The following is a 25,930-nucleotide window of genomic DNA, read 5'->3' on the forward strand; positions in this document are numbered from 1 at the left end:
CATGCAAGCCTTCTGTACGATCCGCTCCTACCTCGCCACCCTGCGCAAACAGAACCGTTCGCTGATCGACGCGCTCACCCTGGCCTTTGCCGGATTCGTCGTTTCACCGCTTCCGGCTGCTGAATAGTTACGCGGCGGCAAAGAAAAGTAGGTGCTGCCCCGCACAGGGGCGAAGCCAATAGACCACTAAGAATACAAGGAGAGGCCAACGCCGCAGGCAAGCAGCCAAGACACCACGCAAAACGACCAAAAGCAAAACAAGGAGAGGCCAACGCGGTAGGCAAACACCCAAAGCGCCCCGCAGGCAAAAAACCCCAAACCTCGACGACATTTCCCCCCTCACCCCCTATAACTTTTCCGTCGCCAACTCCGCGCATTTCTCCCCTTCTGAGCGGAACCGTCCGGACCTGTAGCCAACAGCCAGCAACCCCACAAGAACCCAATAAAAACAAAACCTTAACCCTAGTGCAACAAAGAAAAGAAAGCGTTAATCTCAACCCCGCCGCGGCCCGGACGGCCCGCTCAGCAGCGCCAGTCTGGACCTCAAACCCCAGCGCCCCGCGCAAAAAACACCCCGAATAGCAGCAAAAAAACCAGGCACACCGCATCGCGAGAAGCAGAGCAGCGACGCCTCGTACCGGAGCAGTTTTGAACACATCAGCAACCAACCAAACAAGCACACCGAAACCCCAAGCCACCTCGGATGACTGGGTCACCCGCAGCCTGCGCGCCGTCTGGCATCCCTGCACCCAGATGAAGCATCATGAGCGCCTGCCGCTCATCCCCGTCGCGCGCGGCGCCGGCCCGTGGCTGTACGATCGCGCCGGCCATCGCTATCTCGACGCCATCAGCTCCTGGTGGGTCAACCTGTTCGGCCACGCCAACCCGCGCATCAACGCCGCGCTGAAAGAGCAGCTCGATACCCTCGAACACGCCATGCTCGCCGGCTGTACCCACGAACCCGCCGTCGAACTCGCGGAACGCCTCGCCGCCCTCACGCAACACACGCTCGGTCATGCCTTCTTCGCCTCGGATGGCGCGTCCGCCGTCGAAATCGCGCTGAAGATGAGCTTTCACTCGTGGCGCAATCGCGGCTTCGCCGACAAGAAAGAATTCGTTTGCATCGCCAACAGCTATCACGGCGAGACCATCGGCGCGCTCGGTGTCACGGACGTCGCCCTGTTCAAAGACGCCTATGATCCGCTGATCCGGCATGCTCACGTCGTCGCCTCACCAGATGCGCGGCTCGCGCAGCCTGGCGAAAGCGCAGCAGACGTAGCACGCCGCGCGCTCGACAGCGTGCGCGTCCTGTTCGAAGCGCGCGGGACTCAAATCGCCGCGCTGATCGTCGAGCCGCTCGTGCAATGTGCCGCCGGCATGGCCATGCACGACGCGTCGTACCTCGCCGGCCTGCGCGCGCTGTGCGATCAACACGGCGTGCATCTGATCGCCGATGAAATCGCCGTCGGCTGCGGCCGCACCGGCACCTTCTTCGCCTGCGAACAGGCCGGCGTGTGGCCCGACTTCCTGTGTCTGTCGAAGGGCATCAGCGGCGGCTACCTGCCGCTTTCGATCGTGCTGTCGCGCGACGAAATCTTCGCCGCCTTCTACGACGACGACACCACCCGCGGCTTCCTGCACTCGCACTCGTACACGGGCAATCCGCTCGCCTGCCGTGCCGCGCTCGCCACGCTCGATCTGTTCGCGAGCGACCACGTGCTCGCCGTCAACGCCCGTAAATCCGCTACGCTGCACGCGGCGCTCGCGCCGCTCGCCGAACATCCGCACGTGCGCAATCTGCGCCGGTGCGGCACGATCTTCGCGTTCGACGCCGTCATCGACGACGCGCAACACGCCCGCACCTTCTCGCGCCGTTTCTTCGAAAACGCCCTGAAGCGCGAACTGCTGCTGCGCCCGATTTCGACCACCGTGTACCTGATGCCGCCGTACATCCTCGATGACGAGGAATTGGCCCTGCTCGCCACGCGCACCCGCGAAACCTTCGACGCCACGCTCGCGGAGGCCGCATGATGCCGTTGCTCAAAACCCTCGAACAGGGCCTCAAGGAACTCGACGCACACGGTCTGCGGCGACGCCGCCGGATCGCGGATACGCCGTGCGCCGCGCACATGACGGTCGACGGCCGCGAGATGATCGGCTTTGCCAGCAACGACTATCTCGGTCTCGCCGCGCATCCGCTGCTGGTTGCCGCGATCGCCGAAGGCGCGCGCCGCTACGGCGCGGGTAGCGGTGGCTCGCATCTGCTGGGCGGTCATTCGCGCGCACACGCGCAGCTCGAAGACGACCTCGCGGCTTTTGTGGGCGGCTTCGTCGACGCACCGCGCGCGCTCTACTTCAGCACCGGCTATATGGCGAATCTCGCCACGCTCACCGCGCTCGCCGGACGCGGCACGATGCTGTTCTCCGACGCGCTGAATCACGCGTCGCTGATCGACGGTGCACGGCTGTCGCGTGCCGACGTGCAGGTCTATCCGCATCGCGACACCGAAGCCTTGAGTGCGATGCTCGAAGCGTCGGACGCCGAAGTCAAAGTGATCGTCTCCGATACGGTGTTCAGCATGGACGGCGACATCGCCCCGTTGCCGCGCCTTCTGGAGCTCGCGGAAAAGCACGGCGCGTGGCTGATCGTCGACGATGCGCACGGCTTCGGCGTGCTCGGTCCGCAAGGCCGTGGCGCGATCGCGCATGAAGCCCTGCGTTCGCCGCAGCTGATCTCCATCGGCACGCTCGGCAAGGCGGCCGGCGTGTCGGGCGCATTCGTCGTTGCGCACGAGACCGTGATCGAGTGGCTCGTGCAGCGCGCGCGTCCGTATATCTTCACCACCGCGTCGGTGCCCGCCGCCGCGCATGCGGTGTCGGCGAGTCTGCGCATCATCGGCGGCGATGAGGGTGATGCCCGGCGCGCTCATCTGCGCGAGCTGATCGAACGCACGCGCGGCATCCTCAAAGCCACACCCTGGCTGCCGGTCGATTCGCACACCGCCGTGCAGCCCGTGATCATCGGCGCGAACGACGCGACGCTCGAAATCGCCGCCGCGCTCGATCGCGCGGGACTGTGGGTGCCTGCGATCCGTCCGCCTACCGTGCCGGCCGGTACGTCGCGGCTACGCGTTTCGTTGTCGGCCGCGCACTCGCAGGCGGATCTCGACCGGCTCGAAGCCGGCCTGCAGCAATTCGGCGGAGGTGCTGTATGAACGCGCCGCTCTCGCTCTTCGTCACCGGCACGGATACGGAAATCGGCAAGACGCTGGTGTCGGCTGCCTTGCTGCGCAGCTTCACGCGCGCAGGATTGCGCGCCGCCGCGATGAAGCCGATCGCCGCCGGTGCCTTCGAAATCGACGGCGTCTGGCACAACGAAGACGCGGATCAGCTCGACGCCGCGTCCAGCGTGTTGCTGCCGCCGGAGATTCGGACGCCGTATCTGCTGAAGGCGCCGGCCGCGCCGCACATCGTTGCTGAGAACGAAAACGTCACGCTCGAGATCGCGCGTATCGTCGATTGCCACGCGCAAGCATTGCCGCTCGCGGATATCGTGGTCGTCGAAGGGGTCGGCGGCTTTCGCGTGCCGCTCACCGAGACGCACGACACCGCCGACCTCGCCGTCGCGCTGAACCTGCCGGTGGTGCTGGTGGTCGGCATGCGGCTCGGCTGTATCAGCCACGCGTTGCTCACCGCCGAAGCCATCGTTGCGCGCGGCTTGCATCTGGCCGGCTGGGTCGCGAACCGCGTCGATCCGGCCATGGGCTTCGCGGACGAAAACATTGCCGCGATCCGCGACCGGCTCGCGCGCCAGTACGACACGCCCTTGCTCGGCATCGTGCCGCACCTGAATCCATTGTCGAACGACGCGAAAGCGCAAGCCGCCGCAGACGCGCTCGACACCACCCGTCTATTGCAGTCGCTGCGCATCGCGCAGCGCTGAACCCACTTCACATCCAGGAGGATCGACGATATGACCCAGCTTCACCTCGACCGCCCGCAAGGCACTTCGAGCGAATCGACCGCGGCAAACGCACACGCAGCCGCCACGGGCACCGCCCGCTGGCGCGTGGCCGACGTGGTCGCGCTGTACGAACTGCCGTTCAGCGACCTGATGTTCCGTGCGCAGCAGGTGCACCGCGAACACTTCGACGCGAACAGCGTGCAACTCTCGACGCTGCTGTCCATCAAAACCGGCGGCTGCGAGGAAGACTGCGCGTATTGTCCGCAGTCGGTGCATCACGACACGGGCCTGCAGGCGGACAAGCTGATGCCGGTGGATGAAGTGCTCGCCGCCGCGCGCGCCGCGAAGGAAAACGGCGCGACGCGCTTCTGCATGGGCGCGGCGTGGCGTAATCCGAAGGACCGTCACCTCGAACCGATCAAGGACATGATTCGCGGCGTGAAGGCGATGGGCCTCGAAACCTGCGTCACGCTCGGCATGCTGGAGACGCATCAGGCGCAGGGTCTGCGCGAGGCAGGCCTCGACTACTACAACCACAACCTCGATACATCGCCGGAGTTCTACGGCCAGATCATTTCCACCCGCACCTATCAGGATCGTCTCGACACGCTGGAACGTGTGCGCGATGCGGGCATCAACGTGTGCTGCGGCGGGATCGTCGGCCTGGGTGAATCGCGTCGTGAGCGTGCTGGCCTGATCGCGCAGCTTGCGAACATGGAGCCGTATCCGGAATCGGTGCCCATCAACAATCTGGTGCAGGTCGAAGGCACGCCGCTCACCGGCACGGAAGCGATCGATCCGTTCGAATTCGTCCGCACGATCGCGATTGCCCGGATCACGATGCCGCGCGCGATGGTGCGTCTGTCCGCAGGCCGCGAACAGATGAACGAAGCGCTGCAGGCGATGTGCTTCCTCGCCGGCGCAAATTCAATCTTCTACGGCGACCAGTTGCTGACCACCAGCAATCCGCAGGCCGAAGCGGACCGCAAGCTGCTCGAACGCCTTGGCATTCGCGCGGAAGCGGCTCAGCAGATGCCGCTGGATAAAGGAGCTTGCGAGCACGCTTGTGATGGACATGCGGCGCCGAACTAAGCGCGCTTAAAGAATCGCGTTGGGAAAAAAAGGGCTGCCCCGGAATCGGGCCAGCCCTTTTGCATGTGGCGTGCTGCAGTGGCTTGTTGCATGTGGCTCGCTGCATGTGGCTCGCTGCATGTGGCTTGCCGCAAATGGCTTGCCGCACGTAGCTTGCTGCGCGGCGCGAAGCCGGATCGACGCGCCTCAAATAAACGCGTGCGTCGCGACCTCGATCGATGCCTCGCGAAACCGGAGCGGCGCGGCGCAATGAACCAGCGTATCGACGAAGTACTTCGCTCGCGGCCAGGGCCCAAAACCCGCCGCCGTGTTGATATGGCCCGCATCGCCGAGATTCACGAACGCACTGCCGAAGCGCTGCGCCAATTCTCGCGAACCGGCGAGCGGCATCCACGGGTCCGTCTCGCTGCCGATCAGAATGGACGGCACGCCCAGGCGCCGCGCTTCGAATGGACCCGCAAAGGTGAACTTCGCGGGGCTCGCCGGCGCCACGAACAACACGCCCACCACATCCGCGGCATACGACGCCTGCTGCAAGGCGTGCGCCGTCGCCAGACAGCCGAAGCTGTGCGCCGCGAGCACGAACGGTCCGCGTTCCCGCGCCAGCAGATCGCGCACCGCCTTCGACCAGCCGGCCAGATCCGGCGCATCCCAGTCAGCCTGTTCGACCCGCAGCGAGCGCGCGAATTGCCGCTCCAGCCATGTCTGCCAATGCGCCCCTTCACTGCCGTGCAGGCCCGGCACCGTCACGAGCCGCGGCGGCCATGTGGATTTGCTGCATGAAAGCATGATGTTCCTCACTGCCGGAATCCGGAGACCCATTGTGGCGCGCGGGCCTGCGGGCGCGAACCAAGTTTTTGTGATTTGCTTATTGGCCACCAATTGCCCACTAATTGCCCGCTGATTGCCCGCTGATTGCCCGCTGATTGCCCGACGGACGCGCCGGAAATCCGCCCGTTCATGCCAGACTGCGCGCGATCGCCGTCGAAAAAGTAGAATGAAGCCTGTCCATAAAACGGAGGCCGTCCCATGTCGCAAGCGTCGTCTGCTCAGCCGCGCGCGCTGCAGCCATTTCATCTGGCCTTTCCAGTCACGAGTCTGGCCAATGCCCGCTCGTTCTACGGTGATCTGCTGGGCTGCCCGGAAGGCCGCAGTTCGCCGGAATGGGTCGACTTCGATTTCTTCGGCCACCAGCTCGTCGCGCATCTCGCCCCCGACGAAACCGGCCGCGCCGGTGTCAACGCGGTGGACGGCGACGACGTGCCGGTGCGCCATTTCGGCGTCGTGCTCACCATGGATGACTGGCACGCTCTCGCCGACAAGCTGAAGGCCGCCGGCACCGCGTTCATCATCGAGCCGCATATCCGCTTCAAAGGCGAAGTAGGCGAACAGGCCACGATGTTCTTCCTCGACCCGTGCGGCAACGCGCTCGAATTCAAGGCTTTCAGGGACATCAGCAGGCTGTTCGCCAGGTGATGCCGCATCCGATCGTATGAAAATCCTTTTCTACACGCCCCAGAACGATGCCGCTGCATGGTTGCACGATTTCGCTCGCGCCCTGCCCGAAGCGGATTTTCGCGAATGGCAACCGGGCGACAATGCGCCGGCCGATTTCGCCATCGTCTGGCGGCCGCCACGTGACATGCTCGCGGCACGTCCGGGCCTGCGCGCCGTATTCAATCTCGGCGCAGGGGTCGATGCCATTCTCGCGCTCGAACGCGCGCATCCCGGCACACTGCCGCGCGGCGTGCAGCTGGTGCGTCTGGAAGACTCCGGCATGGCGCCGCAGATGGCCGAATACGTCACGCACGCGGTGCTGCGCTACATGCGCCGCTTCGACGAATATGAAGTCCTGCAAGCGGAGCGGCGCTGGAAGGTGCTGGATCCGCATGCGCGCGACACCTTCACCGTCGGCGTGCTGGGTCTCGGCGTGCTGGGCGCGCACGTGGCCCGCGCGCTGGTCCCGTTTGGCATGCCGGTGCGCGGCTATAGCCGCAGCGCGCGGCAGATCGAAGGCGTCACCAGCTTCGCCGGCGAGTCGCAGTTCGACGCGTTCCTGAGTGGCGTGAAAGTGCTGGTGAACCTGCTGCCGCATACGCATGAGACGCATGACGTGCTGAACACGCGCACCTTCTCGAAGCTTGCCCACGGCGCCTATCTGATCAACGTCGCACGCGGCGCGCATCTGGTCGAACAGGATTTGCTGGAAGCACTCGCGAGTGGCCAGATTGCCGCAGCGACACTCGACGTGTTCCGCGAAGAACCGTTGCCCGTGGATCATCTGTTCTGGCAGGAACCGCGCATCACGATCACGCCGCATAGTTCGGCGCAGACCTTGCGCGAAGAAAGTGTCGCGCAGGTCGCCCAGAAGATCATGGTGATGGCGCGCGGCGAAACGGTCGGCGGCGTAGTCGATATCGAGCGCGGCTACTGAACTCTTAATACATTGCCGCGTCGGGCGGCAGCAAACCGCTTGCACTGCAAGCTTGCGTGGGAGACACATCATGGCCTTGCCTCAAGCCGTCAAGATCGTCGAAGTCGGTCCGCGCGACGGACTGCAGAACGAGAAGGACTTCGTGCCGACCGCGCTCAAGATCGAGCTCATCAACCGCCTGTCCGCAGCGGGTTTTCGCAACGTCGAATCCGCTTCGTTCGTGTCGCCGAAATGGGTGCCGCAGATGGCCGACGGCGCCGAGGTGATGGCCGGCATCGAGCGCCGCCCCGGCACGATCTATTCGGTGCTCACGCCGAACCTGCGCGGCTTCGAGGGCGCGCTCGCCGCGCGCGCCGACGAAATCGTGATCTTCGGTGCGGCGAGCGAAGCGTTCTCGCAGAAGAACATCAACTGCAGCATCGCGGAGAGCATTGCTCGCTTCGAACCGGTCGCGCAAGCGGCGAAACAGGCCGGCGTGCGGATTCGCGGCAGCGTGTCGTGCGCGCTGGGCTGTCCGTATCAGGGCGAAGTTCCGGTCAGCGCCGTGGTGGATGTGGTGCAGCGTTTCGCTGCGCTCGGCTGTGACGAGATCGATATCGCCGACACGATCGGCGTGGGTACGCCCAGGCGAACGCGCGAAATCTTCGCTGCCGTCACGGAAGTGTTCCCGCGCGAGCAGTTGTCGGGACACTTTCACGACACCTACGGCCAGGCGCTCGCAAACATCTATGCAGCGCTGCAGGAAGGCGTCGAGATCTTTCACGCGTCGGTGGCGGGACTCGGCGGCTGCCCGTATGCAAAGGGCGCCACTGGCAACGTCGCGACCGAAGACGTGCTGTATCTGATGAACGGACTGGGCATCGAGACCGGCATCGATCTCGCGCAGGTCGTCGCGATCGGTGACTTCATCTCCACGTCCATCGGCAAACCGAACGTCTCGCGCGCGGGCAAGGCCTTGCTCGCGAAAGCACGCAGCGAACAAGGCTCGTGCGTCTAATCATCTCGCAACTGGAACCGCTTCATGACGGACAACGCTCCTCAACATTCCGACGACCTCGCCGCGCTGCCCGATTCGGCGCGCCGCGTTGCGCTGCTCTTGCGCGAGCGCGGCCACGCCGGCCAGATCGTGATGCTGCCTGAGACCGGCAAGACCTCGGCCGAAGCCGCTGCCGGTCTTGGCTGCGAAGTCGCGCAGATCGCCAAGTCCATTCTGTTTCGCCGGCGCGAGGACGACGCGCCGGTGCTGGTGGTGGCGAGCGGCGCGAACCGCGTCGACGAAAAGAAGGTCGCCGCGCAGGTTGGCGAGATCGCACGCGCCGACGCGAAGTTCGTCCGCGAGAAAACCGGTTATGCGATTGGCGGTGTGTGTCCGATTGGTCACGCTACGCCGCCCGTCACGCTGATCGATGCGGATCTGCTCACGCTCGCAAGCCTGTGGGCCGCGGCGGGTCATCCGCATGCGGTGTTCAATCTGTCGCCGCAGGAACTGATTGCGCTGACGGGCGCTCCAGTGGTCGACGTGGCGCTGCGGGAGCCCGCATGAGCGCCAGCACCCTCGACCCGCAGAACGTCGTCGCGCCGGTGCCGTCGCCCTGCATCAACGTGTGCAGGATGGACAAGGCAAGCGGCTGGTGTGAAGGCTGTCTGCGCACCCTCGACGAAATTCGCGGCTGGTCTAAGTACGATGACGAAACCAAACGCGCCGTGTGGGACACGCTCGAAGCCCGTCATCGGCAATGGATGGCGCTCAACAAACAGGCGTCGACGTGAAGACGCCGCCGCGCGTCGTGACGATTGGCGAGACCCTCCGCGCGACGCTGGCGTTGTCCGCGGACTCGGTCAAATCGTTCGCGACGCTCGTGCATGATCTGAACCCGCTGCATCACGACGACGCCTATGCGGCGCAAAGCCGCTTTGGCGGATTGATTGCTTCGGGCACGCAGCCCACCGCGCATTTCATGGCCATGCTGGCCACCCACTTCGCGCAGTTTGCGCAGCCGCTTGGCCTCGAGTTTGATATCAAGCTGAAGAAGGCCGTCTATGCCGCCGACACGCTGACGATGACGTGGCGTGTGCGCGATGCGTGGTGGAAGCCGAGCCTGAACGGCGACCTGACGCAACTCGACGGCGAGGTGGTGAATCAGCGCGGCGAAACGGTCTTGCTCGGCACCTCGACGATACTGGTCATGCCCAAAGCCGGGCTCGCGCGCGACCCATCATGAACCTGCCCGAGTCGATCCAGGTATTCGAGCGCGGCTGGCTCTCGTCGAACAATGTGCTGCTGGTCGACGACGCGTGCGCGGCCATCGTCGACACCGGCTACGCCACGCACGCGCCGCAGACGCTGGCCCTTGTGCAAAGCGCGCTCGGTACGCGGCCGCTCGATCTGGTCATCAACACGCACCTGCATTCCGATCACTGCGGCGGCAACGCGCGGTTGCAGGCCACGTGGCCGTGCCGCACCGTCATTCCCGCATCAGAAGCGGACGCCGTCACCCGCTGGGACGAAACTCGCCTGACGTTCCGCGCCACCGGCCAGACATGCGAGCGTTTCACCTTCACCGGCACGATCGCACCCGGCGCTCGCCTCACACTCGGTGCTTTGGACTGGGAAGTGCTGGGCGCGCCCGGCCACGATCCGCATTCACTAATGCTGTATTGCGCCGCAGAGCGCGTGCTGATCAGTGCGGACGCATTGTGGGAAAACGGCTTCGGGGTGATCTTTCCGGAACTGGAGGGCGAAAGCGGCTTTGCCGAACAACAGGCCGTGCTGGAGATGATCGCCAGACTCGACGTGCGCACGGTGATTCCCGGTCACGGCGCGCCCTTCACCCACGTCGCGCAGGCACTCGAACGGGCCTTTTCGCGGGTCGCGTGGTTGCGGGCGGACCCGGCACGCAACGCCAGAAACGCGCTCAAGGTGCTGATCGTGTTCAAGCTCCTCGAGGTGCGCGCCATGAGCTTCGACGCGTTACTTCAGATGTGCGACGACGCCGCCGCCATGCGCGCCGCAGCCGCCATGCTCGAACCGCGTGACCAATGGCCTCGCCTGCTGCGCGGGCTGATTGAAGAGCTTGCGAAGCACGGCGGACCGTTAAGAGTAGATGGCGCCCGGCTCGTTGCAAGCGGCGCGTGAGAATGGCGCGCGCTCATATCACCGGCAACCATCGGCGGCGCAAAAAAGAAAGCCGCTCGCCATACATGGCGAGCGGCGGAATTCGGTCGACGTGATCAATGTCGCGATGAATGATAACCGCGCGCGATTTTTGACCGCATCGGTAATTTCCCTACAAAATCTTGACACTTTCCTTAAGTGCTCATACAGCGGCGCTGCGGCACGATGCGCCAGCCTAGATTGACACCTGCGGCGGCGAGCAGAATCAGCAATGCGCCGAACACCTGCACCCACGCGAGCTTCTGCCCAAACGCCACGCGATCGACGATGATCGCCACCACCGGATAGATAAACGACAGCGCGCCGGTCATGGCGGTCGGCAGCTTCTGGATGGCGCCGTACAGCAGCACATACATGATGCCGGTGTTGACGACGCCGAGCGTCACCAGTTCGAGCCAATGCGCGCCGGTACTGGGCAACGCGTCGAAGCGCACGAACGGCGCGAGCATCAGCACGCCGAGGCTCACCTGAATCAGCGCGAGCAGATGCGGCGGCGTGCCCTTCAGATGCTTGATGATGATCGACGACAGCGCGTACATCGCGGCCGCACCGACCGCGAGGGCGATGCCTTCGAGATATTGACCCGGCACCGCCAGCACCGCGGGCTCCACTTTCACCACGAACACGAGGCCAACGAACGCGACGGCGAGCCACGCGACGACCGATGCGGTAATGCGCTCGCGGAACACCAGCGCGCCGAGCGCGACCAGCATGAACGGCTGCGTGTTGTAGACGGCGGTGGCCATCGAAATCGACGCACGCGAGTACGCGGCGAACAGCAGCACCCAATTGATCACGATCGCCGCGCCGCCGAGCACCGCGAGGCCCAGCATGCGCCAGGAGAACAACTCGCGCCGTAACAGCCCCAGCGCCGCGCACACCAGCGCCAGCGTTGCGCTGCCGAACACACAGCGAAAGAACACCACGTTGAACGCGCTCTGTTGCGACGACACGACCAGCCAGCCGATCGTCCCCGACATCAGCATGGCGGCGCTCATTTCGGCCGCGCCGCGGCGGATTTCAGTGGAAGCCATCTTCGAACCTCAAATCGTTACCTGCGATTGATACCTGCAATCACGGCAGTGTAATGAATTTGATGGAACCGATACATGGCCAAAGCGCGGTGATTCAGCTCACCGCGCGCTCGCCGCCGCCCGGCCGAGGGCCGCCTGGCGACCTACTGCTCGATCGCCTCGAAGAACGCCAGCATCTCCGCGACCAGATCGGCCGGTGCTTCCTCCGGAATGTAATGTCCGCATGGCAGCGCACGTCCACTGACGTCGCGCGCCACGAGACGCCACTCGGCAAGCGCATCGAAGCACTTTTCGATAGCGCCCTCTTCGCCCCAGAGCACGCGCAGCGGACAGCCCAGTTTGTGACCCCGTTCGATATCGGCGCGGTCGTGTTCGAGATCGATGGTCGCCGACGCGCGGTAGTCCTCGCACATTGCGTGCACCGCCCCGGGCTGGCGCAGCGCCTCGCGATACGCGGCCAGCGCCTCGGGTGCGAACGGCGCGAGTCCCGCATGACGGCCGCCCATCACGCGATCCACATAGACCTCCGGATGCGCGCCGATCAGCATCTCCGGCAGCGGCTCCGGCTGGATCAGGAAGAACCAGTGGAAGTACAGCGTGGCAAAAGTACGGTCGGTGCGTTCGTACATGGCGAGCGTCGGCGCGATATCGAGCAGCATCAGACGCTCGACGGCGTCCGGATGGTCGAGCGCCATCCGGTGCGCGACCCGCGCGCCGCGATCATGCGCGCAGACGAGAAAGCGCTCGAAGCCGAAGTGGCGCATGACCGCGACCTGGTCGGCGGCCATCACCCGTTTCGAGTACGGCGTATGGTGGGCGTCGCTTGGCGGTCTGGACGACGCACCGTAGCCGCGCAAGTCCGTGGCGATCACGGTGAAATGCTCGGCGAGCTGCGTCGCGCATTTGTGCCAGATCAGATGCGACTGCGGATGGCCATGCAGCAGTAGCAGCGGCGGCCCTGCCCCGCCCTTGACCCCGAAAATATCGACGTCGCCCACGGCGACGCGAAAGGGCGTGAAATCCTCGAAGGACATAGCGGGTCTCTTGTCGTTGTGCGTCAAGGCATTGTAGGAGCGGTCCGTGTCCGTGCGCAGTGGGTTAGGCCACGCAACCGTAGAACCTGAACACTCCTTCCAACTGCATCCGCCGCGCAAGGCGGCGCTCATTCGCCTATAATCGAACGATCGTTCTTAAATTTTTGACCCTGAAAATCAGGGTCTGGACAGACGAACAGGCCGGCATCACGTTGGATCTGCCTGTTCCACTCATGGCTACACTCACATATACCGGGCGCAGCACGCACCGGTCCTGCTTTCAGGAGACTCGCACCATGGCATTGCCCGCCGTCCTACAGAAGCTTGCGCTGCCCGTTGTCGCCTCGCCCATGTTTATCGTCAGCTACCCGGAACTGGTGCTGGCCCAATGCAAGGCCGGCATCGTCGGATCGTTCCCCGCGCTCAACGCGCGCCCGGCAGAACTGCTCGACGAATGGCTCACGCAGATTCAGGCGTCGCTCGCCGAGCACAAGGCAGCGCATCCGGATGCGGTCATCGGCCCGATCGCGGTCAATCAGATCGTGCATCAGTCGAATGCGCGCCTCGAACACGACGTGCGCGTGTGCGTGGAACACAAGGTGCCGATTTTCATCACCAGCCTGCGCGCGCCGGCGAGAGAAATCGTCGACGCGGTGCACAGCTACGGCGGCATCGTGCTGCATGACGTGATCAACATCCGTCACGCCCAGAAGGCGCTGGAAGCCGGCGTGGACGGCCTGATCCTGGTGGCGGCGGGTGCCGGCGGCCATGCGGGCACTACGTCGCCGTTCGCGCTGGTGGGTGAAGTGCGGCGCATTTTCGACGGCCCGCTCGTGCTGTCCGGCGCAATTGCCAATGGCGGCTCGATCCTCGCCGCCCAGGCGATGGGCGCCGACCTCGCCTACATGGGCACGCGTTTCATCGCTACGCAGGAAGCGCACGCGGTCGAGAGCTACAAGCATGCCATCGTCAATTCCAGCGCGTCGGACATCATCTACACGAACCTGTTTACCGGCGTGCATGGCAACTACATTCGCGAGAGCATCGTCAATGCGGGGCTCGATCCGGATGCGCTGCCCGAATCGGACAAGACCAAGATGAACTTCGGCAGCGACAAGGCGAAGGCGTGGAAAGACATCTGGGGCGCGGGCCAGGGTGTCGGTTTGATGCACGACGTGCCGAGCGTCGCTGAGCTGGTCGAGCGTCTGAAGAAGGAATACGACGACGCCAGGGCGCGGCTCGGCATCGCACGCTAAGTGCTGCGCAGCGGCGGCTTTTCGGGCCGCCGCCCGCCCTACATATTGCGGCGGTACTGGCCGCCCACCTCGAACAACGCGTGCGTGATCTGGCCAAGCGAGCAGACTCGCACGACGTCCATCAGCACCGCAAACACGTTGGCGTCGTCGATCACCGCGCGCTTCAGGCGCTCCAGCGCCGCCGGCGCATCGTCATGATGCCGAGCCTGGAATTCATGCAGGCGCTTGAGCTGGCTCTGCTTTTCGGCGTCCGTTGAACGGGCGAGCGCGACCGGCTGCGGCGCTTCGTGCGGATGCGGGCTCAGGAACGTGTTGACACCCACGATCGGATACGAGCCGTCGTGTTTGCGATGCTCGTAAAGCATCGACTCGTCCTGAATCCGGCCACGTTGATAACCGGTTTCCATCGCGCCGAGCACGCCGCCGCGCTCGGTCAGGCGGTCGAACTCGGCCAGCACCGCGGCTTCGACCAGATCCGTCAGTTCTTCGACGATAAAGCTCCCCTGATTCGGATTCTGGTTTTTCGCGAGCCCCCATTCGCGATTGATGATCAGTTGAATCGCCACGGCGCGGCGCACCGAGTCTTCGGTCGGCGTGGTGATCGCCTCATCGAATGCATTGGTGTGCAGTGAGTTGCAGTTGTCGTAGATGGCAATCAAGGCCTGTAGCGTCGTGCGGATATCGTTGAAGTCGATTTCCTGCGCGTGCAGGCTGCGCCCCGAGGTCTGCACGTGATACTTGAGTTTCTGGCTGCGTTCGCCGGCGCCATAGCGCTCGCGCATTGCCACGGCCCAGATGCGGCGCGCGACGCGGCCCAGCACCGTGTACTCCGGGTCCATCCCGTTCGAAAAGAAGAACGACAGGTTAGGTGCGAAGTCGTCGATCGACATGCCGCGCGCCAGATACGCCTCCACATAAGTGAAGCCGTTCGCGAGCGTGTAAGCGAGCTGCGAGATCGGGTTCGCACCGGCTTCGGCGATGTGATAGCCGGAGATCGACACCGAATAGAAATTGCGCACGTCGTGCTCGACAAAATACGCCTGAATATCACCCATCACCTTCAGGCTGAATTCGGTCGAAAAGATGCAGGTGTTTTGCCCCTGGTCCTCTTTGAGGATGTCGGCCTGCACCGTGCCGCGCACGTTTTTGAGGGCATGACGGCGCGCTTCGCCGAGTTCGGCTTCGCCCGGTGTGCGGCCCTCTTCCTTCAGGCGCGCGGTCAGCTTCTGGATCTGCTGGTCGATTGCGACGTTGAAGAACATTGCAAGGAGGGTGGGCGCCGGGCCGTTGATGGTCATCGAGACCGACGTCTCCGGCGCGCACAGATCGAAGCCGTCATAGAGCGTGTTCATGTCCGCGAGCGTCGCCACCGAAACGCCCGAATTACCCACCTTGCCGTAGATGTCCGGCCGCTCATGCGGTTCTTCGCCATAGAGCGTCACCGAGTCGAACGCGGTGGACAGCCGCTTGGCGGGCATCCCTGCGGACAGCAGCCTGAAGCGCCGGTTGGTGCGAAACGGATCACCCTCCCCGGCGAACATGCGCGTCGGATCTTCGTTCTCGCGGCGGAACGGAAATACGCCCGCCGTGAACGGGAAATAGCCGGGCAGATTGTCGAGCATTAGCCAGCGGAGGATTTCGCCGTGATCGACGAACTTCGGCAACGAGACTTTGCGGATGATCGAACCGGACAGTGTGGTGACGGTGAGCGCCGTATGAATTTCGCGCTCGCGGATCCGCACGACGTGTTCTTCACCGGAATAAGCCGCCACGGTTTCAGGCCAGCTGTCGAGCAGCGCCTTTTCACGCTCACCGAGTTGAGCGGTGCGGTTCGCTATCAGCGTGTCGAGTTGCGCGGCCGCGTGGGTGCTGACGGACTCGGCACGCTGCCCACGCTCAGCCTCATCGAGCATGCGGCGTGCTTCGCTCAACTGCCAGCGCTCACGTGCGATTTGCCCTTGGGATTCTGCCCGTTGACGATACGCCTGCACCGTCTGCGCAACGTCCGCCAGATAGCGCACACGCGCCGGCGGCACGATTGCGTTGCGCCCGCTTGAATGACGCAGGCCGGCAAGTTCCGGCAAGCGGCCGCCGCCGTCGCCGTGCTCAGGCAGGCCATGTGCACGCAGCGCCTGCGCGAGCTGCTGGTAGAGCGCGGTGACGCCGTCGTCGTTGAAGCGCGAAGCGATCGTGCCGAACACCGGCATCGATTCGGGCGGCGCCCCAAAACTGCCGCGATTGCGCTGCACCTGCTTCGCGACATCGCGCAAGGCGTCGGCGGCGCCTTTGCGGTCGAACTTGTTGATCGCGACGAAGTCCGCGAAGTCGAGCATGTCGATCTTTTCCAGCTGGCTCGCCGCGCCGAACTCCGGGGTCATCACATAGAGCGATTCATCGACGTGCGGCACGATGGCCGCGTCGCCCTGGCCGATCCCCGAAGTCTCGACGACGATCAGGTCGAAGCCCGCGGCCTTGCAGGCGGCGAGTGCATCGGGCAGTGCCGCGGAGATTTCGCTGGATGCTTCGCGCGTCGCCATCGAACGCATGAACACGCGCGGACCGGCGCCCCAGTCGCCAATCGCATTCATCCGGATGCGGTCGCCCAACAACGCGCCGCCGGATTTGCGGCGTGACGGATCAATGGCGAGCACCGCGATGCTCAAGGCGTCGCCGTAGTCGAGCCGGACGCGGCGGATCAGTTCATCGGTGAGGGACGATTTACCCGCACCGCCGGTTCCGGTAATACCCAGCACAGGGACGCGCGCCGCGTGTGCCTGACGAGCGAGCGTTGCGCGTACCTCCGCGCCGACCCGCCCGGTTTCGAGCGCGCTGATGAATTGCGCGAGCTGACGGAAGGCCCGGGTGGAGGGTGCATTGGAATGCTGCCGGGCAACCGGCGGCGCCAATGCATCGGCATTGGCATGATCGAGCGCGACGGCCAGCTTCGCGAGGTCGGCCTCGTCGAATTGCGGGCCAGTATCCGATTGTGCGGCTTCGGCACAGCGCGCGATCATATCGTCGATCATGCCTTGCAAGCCGAGCCGCTGACCGTCTTGCGGCGAGTAGATGCGCGTGACGCCGTACCGTTCGAGTTCGGCGATTTCATCCGGGACGATCACGCCGCCCCCGCCGCCGAATACCTTGATGCGCGCGCCATCACGCTCGCGCAGCAGGTCGACCAGATAGTGGAAGTATTCGACGTGGCCGCCCTGGTAGCTCGATATGGCGACGCCGTCCGCGTCTTCCTGCAACGCTGCGGTCGCCACTTCCTCGACCGAGCGGTTGTGGCCGAGATGGATCACCTCGACGCCGCTCGCCTGCAAGATGCGGCGCATGATGTTGATCGACGCGTCGTGGCCGTCGAACAAGGCGGCCGCCGTCACGAAACGCAGGCGCCGCACCGGACGCGGCTCGCGCGACGGCTGGCGGCCGCCCGCGCGCTGCGGCGTGGAAAGATCAGTCACGTCTCCCCCAGATCGTCACACGTATCGGGTGTTCTTTGCAGTATAGCGAAACGACATGATGCGCCCGCAGCGGGGCGAGAGCGGATCTGCAGGTCCGGCGCGCCTTGACATGCGCGACCCGGAGGCGAGCGTCAGCTCACCGCCAGCGCCTTGATCTGCTCCAGCGACGGCCACAGCGCCTCGTTCGCAAAACGCGCGGCGAGGAAATCGACGAACGAGCGCACCTTCGCCGACAAATGACGCCGGCTCGCGTAGACCACATGGATGGGCAACTCGCGCGGCGGCACCTGCTCGACCAGCAGAGGCACCAGTTGGCCAGAGGCGAGATCGTGGCCAATCACTTCTGTGCCGAGTATCGCAATGCCCGCGCCTTGCAGCACCAGCACGCGCAGCGCTTCCAGGTGATTGACGATCAGGTTGCCCGAGAGCCGCAGGCGCGGTCCGCCGTCGCTCGTCATGGGGGCGAGTTCCGGTGGCACCACGCCCGCGTATTGCAGATAGTTGTGCTTCGACAGATCGGCCAGCTTCTGCGGCGTGCCATGCCGCCGTAGATATTCCGGCGATGCGCACAGCACCAGATGGGCAGTGGCGATCTGCCGCGCGATCAGCGACGACGACTTCAACCCATGAGGAGACGCGCGAATCGCGACGTCGAAGCCCTCGTCGATCAATTCGACCACGCGGTCCGACAGCGTCATCTCCACCGTGACCTGCGGGTGCTGCGCGGCGTAGTCGGCCACCGCACTCATGACGTAGCTCAAGCCGAATGCCGACAACGACGACAGCCGCAGACGCCCCTGCGGCACGACGCTCGCGGCGCTGACCACCTGCTCCGCCTCTTCCAGCTCCGTCAGCACCTGGCTCAGGCGTTCATAGTATTCGCGACCGGCCTCGGTAGGAGCGACGCGCCGGGTCGTGCGATTCAGCAGGCGCGCGCCGAGCTGTTGCTCCAGATGCATCACATGCTTGCTCGCCATTGCCGCGGACATCTCCATGCGCTCCGCCGCGCCGACGAAGCTGCCCACTTCGACGACGTGGCGAAACACTTTCATGCTGACCAGGGTATCCATGGCAATCGCTCTCAGGAGGAATCAATCGCCGTCATTTTGCCGTCTTTATCAAAGACGCGTCAGCAAATCCCGGGATGCGTCTTTCGTCTCTCAAAAGCGAAAAACCCCGCCTTCTTGCGCAGGCGGGGTTTGAGCAAAGGCCGAAGCCTGCGGAGACTGGAACCGCTCAGAACTTGGTGCGGATCCCCACGCCGTATGTGTCACCCGACGACTGGCTGGTGAAGTGGTCGTACATGTAAGCCGCATAGATGTCCGTGCGCTTGGACAACGGATAGTCGTAACCCAGCGCCGCCGTCTGACGCGTCTGGTCCAGACCGCTGCCGTCGCGCGAGTAGGCGTACGACGCCATCACCGTACCTGGCCCGAGCGGCACCGTCACGCCGCCCTGGGCGGTGTTCACGTGCCAGCTGCCCATGGTCTGGTCGTTGTACGTGTACATGTACTGGCCGTAGAACTTGATGTACTTCAAGTCGTACGACAGACCCAGCTGGGCCACGCTCTGGCTCTTCATGTCCGGCAGTCCGACACTCTGTGCCAGACCGGTCAGATCGCCCGGGTTGTTGTTGAAGTTGACGTACTGATACACGCCGGTCGCAGCGAACGGGCCGTGGAAGTACAGGAACTGGGCGCTCCACTTTTTCGCGCCGTTTTCGCCGGCCGTGTTGCCGAGCGCGTACATCACATTGCCGCTCAGGCCGTTGAAGTTCGGCGTCGAGTATTGGACGGCGTTGTTCCAGCCCGAATCGCCCACCACGCCCTGGTCTGTCGTATAGGTCGGGAACGTGCCGAGACCGAGATAGGTGTGCCAGACCATCGGCGAGAACTCGTAGGAGTCCACGAACGGGTTGAACAGGATCGTCGACACGAACAGCGGCGTCGTCAGACGGCCGGCCGTGAACGTACCGTACGGCGATTCGATACCCACGTACGCGTTACGCGAGAGCATCGTGTCGCCCGTGAAGCGGCCGAACTGGCCGTTTTGCGCGAGGAAGAACCCTTCGAGCGTGAAGATCGCCCTGTAGCCGCCGCCAAGATCTTCTGCGCCCTTCATGCCCCAGTAGGAAGTGGACATGCCGCCGCCCGACACCACTGCTGCGCTTTTGCCATCCGGGAATTTCTGCGCGCCGACCCATTCGTCGACCTGACCATACAGTTGCACGCTCGATTGCGCGAACGCCGACGATGCGCCAGCCAGCAGCCCTGCAACCAGGCTCGCTTTGAGGGTGGTTTTGAGCGCACGGCGGGTGATTGTGTTCATGGGTTCTCCTGTCTTTATCAAAAGGGGATGCTGTGCGGCGGGGAAGCTCGAGCGAGCGGTTTCTTCAACGTCCGTTCGGTCTGCGAGCCAATCTGGGCGGGACCATCTTTGCGGACCATTTTTCTGGACAAAAATATGGGCCGTTATTGCCGGTATATCGATCTGATTAGTTTTGTCGGTTATCGGCCTGGTAAAGCGGGGTCACATACTGAGGTATTGGCGTCGCGCCGGCAGCGCTGACGCGTTGCAAAGCCCGTCAGGACTACGACGGACAGACTCATAACGGACGAGGCGCGATGCCGCTGACAGCCGGCGACCGAAGACGCAAAATTTGACGATCCCGGCAGCCGCGGCATGCGGTCCGGTGAAAAGTGTGGCGCGCATACGTCACATGGATCGGAGCGAACCCATGAGCATGGCAAAAGCACCTGACCTGCAAGGTTGAACGTCGGGGATCAGGCGGTAGATGGCGGGTTCGCTAGCGCTTAGGTTGGCGAACCAATGATGAAGACTCAGGAGCGGCGAGGTTGAAACTTGCGGAGGCAGGCGGCGTCGACGTTGCGAGTCGCACGCGCGTCGAAGTGACTTGAGGTAGCGAAAGGTGGTTACAGCCGGGAAAAGCTAGTTGCGATACGGCGACGGTTCGGGCGGTCGCGACATGTATCCCGGCGGACGCGCCACCGGCCGCGTTGCGCCGCGCTCTTCGTTATAGCGCGCCACGTCGGCCCGGATCGAGCCGGCCCGGACCATGGACTCATCTTCCGGTGGACGCGGAACCGAGCGCGTCTCGGCACTCACCGGCGTGATTGCCCCCGCGTACTGGAAACCACCCCGGTTGTCGTTGCGGCTGCCGTCCATGCGGTAACCGCCGCCAGAACTGGCAATGCGCGGCGCACGGCCGTACCCGTCGCGCCCACCGCCCGTACCATGCGCGGCCCGGACAGTGCGATCAGCAGGAGTGCCGCGCCCATTGCCTGTGCCGTACATGTGCGAGGTGCCATGGCTTTCGTGCTGGAAACCGGCATGCGGCTGCCCGCCGAAGGAACCGCCGCCGTGCGGCATTCCCGGCGCCTTCGCATAGGCGAACGTGCACAGCGCTGCGACGGCTGCGCCCAACACCCAATGCCTCGTTTTCGACAACCCTGCGTGCACCATGACTCACCTGCCCGAAGACCCGCCTGAAGCCCGCCGTTCGAGCTGCGGCGAGGCTTGTTCCGGGAATCGCGCGACCCGGGCGGATCTACCGCGGCGGGGGCATCCCAATGGCCTTTGAGCAGTAATTTATGGGGCGCTCCATAGGGTGTCGAGCCAAAAAGTGTTAGGCCTGATACGGGCTTGTAACACCATGTTACTGCGATGTTTTTTCACGACAAACCGCTTGCGGGGGGCGCGCGAAAACACCTCTGAATCGGGTGTTTTCGCGCGGGGAAATTCACTGTTTTGCGAAGCTGTTCCGGTATCCGGAAAATCAGCAAAAACGACCACTCGACGCAACCGGTTCGCCCAGCCGACGAGAAAGAACAGAAAGCCGACAATGTCTCTGCGTGCATGCATGAGACCCGTGCCCATGCGCATCGCGAATCAATCAATTCTTCAAATGAATTTGTTTTTTTAATCCGTTTCCGCTATTAATGGTCGCTTCCCTTATTGCAAAATGCCGTGCCACCGCGCAACGCGCTTTTGGCCTTTGTGTTTCTGCTCAATCCCGCTGAACCGGCTTGCACCGCTCGACCCGTCTTGAGATTCCGACATGGCTCGCCCCAAACTGCTTCCCGATAATTTCACGCTGAGCCTCGTCGGCACTGTGATCCTCGCCAGCCTGCTGCCCGTGCACGGGCAGGCGGCGGTCGGCTTCAACTGGCTCACGAACGTCGCCGTGGGTCTGCTGTTTTTCCTGCATGGCGCGAAACTCTCACGCGAAGCGATCATTGCGGGCGCGACGCACTGGCGGCTGCATCTGGTCGTGCTGCTGAGCACGTTTGCGCTGTTTCCGCTCCTCGGGCTCGCGCTCAAACCGCTGCTTTCGCCCCTTGTCACGCCGTCGCTCTATGCCGGCGTCCTCTTCCTCTGCACCCTGCCATCGACGGTTCAGTCGTCCATTGCGTTCACCTCGATTGGCAAAGGCAACGTGCCGGCCGCTGTCTGCAGTGCGTCGGCGTCGAGCCTGCTCGGCATCTTCATCACTCCGGCGCTGGTCAGCGTGCTGGTGACCAACCAGGCGGCCGGTGGGACTTCGGCATGGCACACGGTCGGTAACATCGTCCTGCAACTGCTGGTGCCGTTCATTGCCGGGCAGTTGTTGCGGCCGGTGATCGGCGCATGGATCGACCGTAATCGCGGTGTTTTGAAATTCGTCGACCAGGGATCGATCCTGCTGGTCGTATACGGCGCATTCAGCGAGGCCGTGACCGAAGGCCTGTGGCACCACACGTCGCTGGGCGCGCTCGGCGGCCTCGTGCTGATCAACGCCGTGCTGCTGGCGCTGGCCCTCAGCGCGAACATCTTCACAAGCAAGCGGCTCGGCTTCAACCGCCCGGACCAGATCACGATCATCTTCTGCGGTTCGAAAAAGAGCCTCGCCGCCGGCGTGCCGATGGCCAAGGTCATCTTCGCCTCGCACGCAGTCGGCGCCGCCATGTTGCCGCTGATGCTGTTTCACCAGATCCAGCTGATGGTCTGCGCTTCGCTCGCGCAGCGCTGGGGTGCGCGCGACACCAGCGCCGAAGCCGAAGCTGCCGCACAGGAACGCGCCGCGCCCGCCGTGGCGCGCCGTTAAACCGCCGCGCGAGTCGTACAAGAGATTCATAAGCGCCCTCCCTGAGCCCGTTTGAAGAAAGCCGCCGTCGTGCGGCTTTTTTGTTATTTCACGCCCAAACGCGCGCGGCGTCTGCCTGGCCGGATGGCATAGGCAAGCGTCGCAGCGATCAGCCAGCGAATTCGCCCAATCGCGCACCATCCCGGTGCAACGCGTCACCAAAGATTCACTTAATTTATGGGCCGTGCTGCCGATAAGCCGACGGTCCACCGTTTCGGCCCACTGCCATGCCCCTTTCTGCACCCCCTCGATCGGCAGCGCCGAGCATCGAGGATTTGATCGCCCGGCGTCAGTTGTCGGCGGTGTTCCAGCCCATCGTCGAGTTCGATGACGGCGCGATTCTCGGCTACGAAGGGTTGATCAGAGGACCGGCAGGCTCGTCGCTGGAATCGCCGTTCGCCCTGTTCGCCCAGGCCAACGCAGAGGGCCGCGTGATCGCGCTCGAGTGGGCCGCCGCGCGCACCTGCATCGACGCCTTCGCGCGACTCGGCTGCGAGGGCAAGCTGTTCCTCAATTTCAGCGCCGGCGCGCTGCGCCAGCTTGCCCATGCTGAGGATGACACGCTCTCCCTGTTGCGCAACTCGGGCGTCGCCCCTGAGCGGATCGTGATCGAGCTGACCGAGCAAAGCGCGATTGCGGACCTGGCCAACTTCCTGCCCGTGCTCGAAACCTTGCGCACCGCGGGCGCCCAGTTCGCCCTGGACGACTACGGTACCGCGAACGCCAGCATGAACCTGTGGGTGCGCCTGCAACCGGATGTCGTCAAGATCGACCGCTTCTTCATTCACGACATTGCAAGCGATCCGCTGAAATTCGAGGCCGTGCGCGCGATGCAGCACTTCGCCAACGCGAGCGGCGCGAAGCTGGTGGCCGAAGGCATCGAAAACGAGGCCGATCTGATCGTCGTGCGCGACATGGGGATTGGCTGCGGACAGGGTTATTTCTTCGGCCGGCCGGACGCGCATCCGGCCCGCATGGTCGGTGACGACGCGCGCCAGGCAATCCGCGCCGGTCATATCGCGGTCTTTCCCGAGACCACCCGAACCGTCAGCGCGTCGCCCTCGGGCGGCATGGCGTCCGCGAAAATGCTGGTGCACGCCCCGGCATTGCAACGCCACGCCACCAACAACGACGTGCTCGAACTGTTCAACCGCCTGCCTGACCTGCACGCGGTGGCCGTGGTCGAGCACGACGAACCGGTCGCGCTGATCAACCGGCGCGCCTTCATGGACCGCTATGCACTGCCTTATCATCGCGAGCTGTTCGGCAAGCGCCCGTGCCTGCTGTTTGCGAATGCGTCGCCGGTAATCATCGAAAAGTCGATGACGGTCGAGCAGATGGCCAAACTTCTCGCCAGCGACGACCAGCGCTATCTGGCCGACGGCTTCGTCATCACCGACAACGGCAAGTATGCCGGCCTCGGCACCGGCGAGAAGCTCGTGCGCGCGGTGACCGAAGTGCGCATTGAAGCTGCGCGTTACGCGAATCCCCTGACGTTTTTGCCGGGCAACATTCCGATCAGTTCGCACATTGCGCGGCTGCTCGGCAACCATGCCGGCTTTTGCGCCTGCTACGTCGACCTGAACCACTTCAAGCCCTTCAACGACCAGTATGGCTACTGGCAAGGTGACGAAGTGCTGAAGTTCGCCGCGCTCGTGCTGGCCGACGTGTGCGATCCGACCCGCGACTTCCTCGGCCACGTGGGCGGCGACGATTTCCTGATCCTGTTCCAGAGCGACGACTGGCAGGAGCGCGTGATGCGCGCGATTCGCGCGTTCAACGAAGGCGCGCAAGCTTTCTATGCGCCCAACGACCGGCTGACGGGGGGCATCCACGGTGAAGACCGGCGCGGCAATCCGGCTTTCTTCGCCTTCGTGACGATGGCAATTGGCTGCGTGCGGGTCGAGCCCGACGGCGGCCCGGCGTTGTATAGCAGCGAGGAAATTGCGTCGGTGGCGGCGCTGGCGAAGCGCCGGGCCAAGCAGGATGTTTCCGGCTTCGTGTTGATCGACGCGGACGAAAGCACGGCCTTGCTGCAGGGACAGACCGATCTGCCGCTTGCGACGCTGGAATAAGCGCCGAGGACCGTTTTCAACGGCACTTAGCGTCCATCCGCCAAATGTTTAGTAAATTTTACTAAACAACTAGAAACCGCCTTTCAGCCATGAATACGGGTATTTACGCGTATCAAACCGCGTAACGCATGGCGTATTTCGGCGAGTTTTACTATACAATCGCCCGAAATCATAACCGTGTGGCCCGCCCTGCGCCGGCCGCCTATTACGATGGCGACAACCATCCGGGACATCGCACGCGCCGCCAGCGTGTCCATCGGCACCGTTTCCCGCGCACTGAAAAACCAGCCGGGCCTCTCCGACGCCACCCGCTTGCGGGTCGTCGAGGCCGCCCGGCAACTGGGCTATGACGCCGCGCAGTTGCGTCCGCGCATCCGCCGCCTCACCTTCTTGCTGCATCGCCAGCACAACAACTTCGCCGTCAGCCCGTTTTTCTCGCACGTGCTACATGGCGTCGAAGATGCCTGCCGCGAACGCGGCATCGTGCCGTCGGTGTTGACGGCCGGTCCCACGGAAGACGTGATCCAGCAGATGCGCCTGCACGCCCCGGACGCCGTCGCGATTGCCGGCTTTGTCGAACCCGAAACGCTGACCACGCTGGTCGCCATGCAGCGCCCGCTGGTGTTGATCGACCTGTGGGCGCCCGGCCTGCGTTCAGTGAATCTCGACAACGCCGCCGGCGCCGCGCTCGCCATGCAGCATCTGTTTGCACAGAAGTATCAGCGCATCGCTTTTATCGGCGGTTCGCTGGCGCATTTCAGCATCGCCCAGCGCGCGCTCGGTTACCGTCGCGCGTTCTTCGAAGCGGGCCTGCTGTTCGATCCGTCGCTCGAACTGACGATCGACGCGGGGCTCGATCCGGACACCGGTGCTGCTCTCGCCATGCAGCGTCTGCTCGACGCGCCCTTGCAACGGCCCGACGCCGTGTTTGCCTACAACGACGCCGCCGCGCTTGCCGCGCTGCGCGTCTGCCTTGCGCGCGGTCTGCGCGTTCCGCAGGACATCGCGATCATCGGTTTCGACGACATCCCCGCCGCCGCCCACGCCACGCCGCCGCTCTCGACGATTTCCGTCGATAAGGAAGCGCTTGGCCGGCGCGGCGTCGAGCTGCTGCTCGAAGAGTCGCCGGCCGAACTCGAACTCCACCTGCCCGTTCATCTCATTGCCCGTGCCAGCACCTCGGTAAAAAGCCATGACGCAACCCGATACGCTTCAACCTGACCACGCCACCGGCCCGTCTTCCGCAACGCCCACGACGC

Annotated in this window: 23 protein-coding genes; 15 read left to right on the plus strand and 8 right to left on the minus strand. The window is 64.1% G+C overall.

Going from position 1 to position 25,930, the window contains the following annotated elements; genetic code table 11:
* Positions 1–753: 753 nt before the first annotated feature.
* From bioA to bioB, 4 genes are read left to right on the plus strand one after another with little or no spacing between them, the layout of a single operon-like run.
* Positions 754–2,031, plus strand: a complete 1,278-nt coding sequence (gene bioA, locus VGH41_RS16230; RefSeq protein WP_414696671.1) for an adenosylmethionine--8-amino-7-oxononanoate transaminase — start codon at positions 754–756, stop codon at positions 2,029–2,031.
* Positions 2,031–3,215, plus strand: a complete 1,185-nt coding sequence (bioF, locus tag VGH41_RS16235; protein WP_331598528.1) for an 8-amino-7-oxononanoate synthase — start codon at positions 2,031–2,033, stop codon at positions 3,213–3,215. Before bioA ends, bioF begins: the two co-directional genes overlap by 1 nt.
* The gene (bioD, locus tag VGH41_RS16240) at positions 3,212–3,943 is read left to right on the plus strand and encodes a dethiobiotin synthase (protein WP_331598507.1); all 732 of its coding nucleotides are present in this window, start codon (positions 3,212–3,214) and stop codon (positions 3,941–3,943) included. Before bioF ends, bioD begins: the two co-directional genes overlap by 4 nt.
* A gap of 30 nt (positions 3,944–3,973) precedes the next feature.
* Positions 3,974–5,056: a biotin synthase BioB gene (bioB, locus tag VGH41_RS16245; RefSeq protein WP_331598508.1), complete on the plus strand. Its 1,083-nt coding sequence runs from the start codon at positions 3,974–3,976 to the stop codon at positions 5,054–5,056.
* A 186-nt stretch (positions 5,057–5,242) separates the two neighbouring features.
* Here bioB and VGH41_RS16250 read toward each other — a convergent pair whose 3' ends face one another.
* On the minus strand, positions 5,243–5,845 hold the full coding sequence (locus VGH41_RS16250; protein WP_331598509.1) for an alpha/beta hydrolase: 603 nt from the start codon (positions 5,843–5,845) through the stop codon (positions 5,243–5,245).
* 240 nt (positions 5,846–6,085) lie between these two features.
* Between VGH41_RS16250 and VGH41_RS16255 the strand changes: the two genes are divergently transcribed.
* The 7 genes from VGH41_RS16255 to VGH41_RS16285 all read left to right on the plus strand — a co-directional run bounded on the left by VGH41_RS16255 (position 6,086) and on the right by VGH41_RS16285 (position 10,626).
* Positions 6,086–6,532 carry a VOC family protein gene (locus VGH41_RS16255; protein WP_331598510.1) on the plus strand — a complete coding sequence of 149 codons (447 nt, stop codon included), beginning with the start codon at positions 6,086–6,088 and terminating at the stop codon, positions 6,530–6,532.
* A gap of 16 nt (positions 6,533–6,548) precedes the next feature.
* Positions 6,549–7,490: a glyoxylate/hydroxypyruvate reductase A gene (locus VGH41_RS16260; protein WP_331598511.1), complete on the plus strand. Its 942-nt coding sequence runs from the start codon at positions 6,549–6,551 to the stop codon at positions 7,488–7,490.
* Between the two features lie 70 nt (positions 7,491–7,560).
* On the plus strand, positions 7,561–8,487 hold the full coding sequence (locus VGH41_RS16265) for a hydroxymethylglutaryl-CoA lyase (protein WP_331598513.1): 927 nt from the start codon (positions 7,561–7,563) through the stop codon (positions 8,485–8,487).
* A 24-nt stretch (positions 8,488–8,511) separates the two neighbouring features.
* The gene (locus VGH41_RS16270) at positions 8,512–9,033 is read left to right on the plus strand and encodes a YbaK/EbsC family protein (protein ID WP_331598514.1); all 522 of its coding nucleotides are present in this window, start codon (positions 8,512–8,514) and stop codon (positions 9,031–9,033) included.
* Complete coding sequence (locus VGH41_RS16275) at positions 9,030–9,260, plus strand: DUF1289 domain-containing protein (RefSeq protein ID WP_331598515.1); 231 nt, start codon at positions 9,030–9,032, stop codon at positions 9,258–9,260. Before VGH41_RS16270 ends, VGH41_RS16275 begins: the two co-directional genes overlap by 4 nt.
* Complete coding sequence (locus VGH41_RS16280) at positions 9,257–9,712, plus strand: MaoC family dehydratase (protein WP_331598516.1); 456 nt, start codon at positions 9,257–9,259, stop codon at positions 9,710–9,712. The genes VGH41_RS16275 and VGH41_RS16280 overlap by 4 nt, the downstream gene beginning before the upstream one ends.
* On the plus strand, positions 9,706–10,626 hold the full coding sequence (locus VGH41_RS16285; protein ID WP_331598529.1) for an MBL fold metallo-hydrolase: 921 nt from the start codon (positions 9,706–9,708) through the stop codon (positions 10,624–10,626). Before VGH41_RS16280 ends, VGH41_RS16285 begins: the two co-directional genes overlap by 7 nt.
* A gap of 173 nt (positions 10,627–10,799) precedes the next feature.
* On the opposite strand, the gene VGH41_RS16290 is transcribed toward VGH41_RS16285, so the two are convergent.
* Positions 10,800–11,699, minus strand: coding sequence for a DMT family transporter (locus tag VGH41_RS16290; RefSeq protein WP_331598517.1), 900 nt, complete (start codon positions 11,697–11,699; stop codon positions 10,800–10,802).
* A gap of 143 nt (positions 11,700–11,842) precedes the next feature.
* Positions 11,843–12,733 carry an alpha/beta hydrolase gene (locus VGH41_RS16295; protein WP_331598518.1) on the minus strand — a complete coding sequence of 297 codons (891 nt, stop codon included), beginning with the start codon at positions 12,731–12,733 and terminating at the stop codon, positions 11,843–11,845.
* Between the two features lie 296 nt (positions 12,734–13,029).
* Here VGH41_RS16295 and VGH41_RS16300 point away from each other — a divergent pair, with 296 nt between their 5' ends.
* Positions 13,030–13,989 (plus strand): nitronate monooxygenase family protein, encoded by a 960-nt coding sequence (locus VGH41_RS16300; RefSeq protein ID WP_331598519.1) that lies wholly within the window; start codon positions 13,030–13,032, stop codon positions 13,987–13,989.
* A 38-nt stretch (positions 13,990–14,027) separates the two neighbouring features.
* On the opposite strand, the gene icmF is transcribed toward VGH41_RS16300, so the two are convergent.
* From icmF to VGH41_RS16325, 5 genes are all read right to left on the minus strand, one after another.
* On the minus strand, positions 14,028–17,453 hold the full coding sequence (icmF, locus tag VGH41_RS16305) for a fused isobutyryl-CoA mutase/GTPase IcmF (RefSeq protein ID WP_331598520.1): 3,426 nt from the start codon (positions 17,451–17,453) through the stop codon (positions 14,028–14,030).
* A gap of 131 nt (positions 17,454–17,584) precedes the next feature.
* Positions 17,585–18,523: a LysR family transcriptional regulator gene (locus tag VGH41_RS16310; RefSeq protein ID WP_331598521.1), complete on the minus strand. Its 939-nt coding sequence runs from the start codon at positions 18,521–18,523 to the stop codon at positions 17,585–17,587.
* Positions 18,524–18,689: 166 nt separating this feature from the next.
* Complete coding sequence (locus tag VGH41_RS16315) at positions 18,690–19,781, minus strand: porin (protein WP_331598522.1); 1,092 nt, start codon at positions 19,779–19,781, stop codon at positions 18,690–18,692.
* Positions 19,782–20,402: 621 nt separating this feature from the next.
* Positions 20,403–20,900 (minus strand): hypothetical protein, encoded by a 498-nt coding sequence (locus tag VGH41_RS16320; protein ID WP_331598523.1) that lies wholly within the window; start codon positions 20,898–20,900, stop codon positions 20,403–20,405.
* A gap of 162 nt (positions 20,901–21,062) precedes the next feature.
* Positions 21,063–21,350: a hypothetical protein gene (locus tag VGH41_RS16325; RefSeq protein WP_331598524.1), complete on the minus strand. Its 288-nt coding sequence runs from the start codon at positions 21,348–21,350 to the stop codon at positions 21,063–21,065.
* Positions 21,351–21,531: 181 nt separating this feature from the next.
* On the opposite strand from VGH41_RS16325, the gene VGH41_RS16330 reads away from it, so the two are divergent.
* From VGH41_RS16330 to VGH41_RS16340, 3 genes are all read left to right on the plus strand, one after another.
* Positions 21,532–22,557 (plus strand): bile acid:sodium symporter family protein, encoded by a 1,026-nt coding sequence (locus VGH41_RS16330; protein ID WP_331598525.1) that lies wholly within the window; start codon positions 21,532–21,534, stop codon positions 22,555–22,557.
* Positions 22,558–22,823: 266 nt separating this feature from the next.
* On the plus strand, positions 22,824–24,671 hold the full coding sequence (locus VGH41_RS16335; RefSeq protein WP_331598526.1) for a phosphodiesterase: 1,848 nt from the start codon (positions 22,824–22,826) through the stop codon (positions 24,669–24,671).
* Positions 24,672–24,881: 210 nt separating this feature from the next.
* On the plus strand, positions 24,882–25,892 hold the full coding sequence (locus VGH41_RS16340) for a LacI family DNA-binding transcriptional regulator (RefSeq protein WP_331598527.1): 1,011 nt from the start codon (positions 24,882–24,884) through the stop codon (positions 25,890–25,892).
* Positions 25,893–25,930 lie beyond the last annotated feature (38 nt).

Source organism: Paraburkholderia sp. (assembly GCF_036488795.1).
Taxonomy (GTDB): Bacteria; Pseudomonadota; Gammaproteobacteria; order Burkholderiales; family Burkholderiaceae; genus Paraburkholderia.

Bases quoted from the DNA above. Each gene is read 5' to 3' on its own strand.
- VGH41_RS16265 (WP_331598513.1), top strand. From the start codon at position 7,561: ATGGCCTTGCCTCAAGCCGTCAAGATCGTCGAAGTCGGTCCGCGCGAC.
- bioD (WP_331598507.1), top strand. From the start codon at position 3,212: ATGAACGCGCCGCTCTCGCTCTTCGTCACCGGCACGGATACGGAAATC.
- VGH41_RS16295 (WP_331598518.1), bottom strand. From the start codon at position 12,733: ATGTCCTTCGAGGATTTCACGCCCTTTCGCGTCGCCGTGGGCGACGTC.
- VGH41_RS16300 (WP_331598519.1), top strand. From the start codon at position 13,030: ATGGCATTGCCCGCCGTCCTACAGAAGCTTGCGCTGCCCGTTGTCGCC.
- VGH41_RS16315 (WP_331598522.1), bottom strand. From the start codon at position 19,781: ATGAACACAATCACCCGCCGTGCGCTCAAAACCACCCTCAAAGCGAGC.
- VGH41_RS16270 (WP_331598514.1), top strand. From the start codon at position 8,512: ATGACGGACAACGCTCCTCAACATTCCGACGACCTCGCCGCGCTGCCC.
- VGH41_RS16310 (WP_331598521.1), bottom strand. From the start codon at position 18,523: ATGGATACCCTGGTCAGCATGAAAGTGTTTCGCCACGTCGTCGAAGTG.
- VGH41_RS16325 (WP_331598524.1), bottom strand. From the start codon at position 21,350: ATGGGCACGGGTCTCATGCATGCACGCAGAGACATTGTCGGCTTTCTG.
- VGH41_RS16330 (WP_331598525.1), top strand. From the start codon at position 21,532: ATGGCTCGCCCCAAACTGCTTCCCGATAATTTCACGCTGAGCCTCGTC.
- VGH41_RS16335 (WP_331598526.1), top strand. From the start codon at position 22,824: ATGCCCCTTTCTGCACCCCCTCGATCGGCAGCGCCGAGCATCGAGGAT.
- VGH41_RS16260 (WP_331598511.1), top strand. From the start codon at position 6,549: ATGAAAATCCTTTTCTACACGCCCCAGAACGATGCCGCTGCATGGTTG.
- VGH41_RS16255 (WP_331598510.1), top strand. From the start codon at position 6,086: ATGTCGCAAGCGTCGTCTGCTCAGCCGCGCGCGCTGCAGCCATTTCAT.
- VGH41_RS16290 (WP_331598517.1), bottom strand. From the start codon at position 11,699: ATGGCTTCCACTGAAATCCGCCGCGGCGCGGCCGAAATGAGCGCCGCC.
- bioB (WP_331598508.1), top strand. From the start codon at position 3,974: ATGACCCAGCTTCACCTCGACCGCCCGCAAGGCACTTCGAGCGAATCG.
- VGH41_RS16250 (WP_331598509.1), bottom strand. From the start codon at position 5,845: ATGCTTTCATGCAGCAAATCCACATGGCCGCCGCGGCTCGTGACGGTG.
- bioF (WP_331598528.1), top strand. From the start codon at position 2,031: ATGCCGTTGCTCAAAACCCTCGAACAGGGCCTCAAGGAACTCGACGCA.
- VGH41_RS16340 (WP_331598527.1), top strand. From the start codon at position 24,882: ATGGCGACAACCATCCGGGACATCGCACGCGCCGCCAGCGTGTCCATC.
- VGH41_RS16275 (WP_331598515.1), top strand. From the start codon at position 9,030: ATGAGCGCCAGCACCCTCGACCCGCAGAACGTCGTCGCGCCGGTGCCG.
- bioA (WP_414696671.1), top strand. From the start codon at position 754: ATGAAGCATCATGAGCGCCTGCCGCTCATCCCCGTCGCGCGCGGCGCC.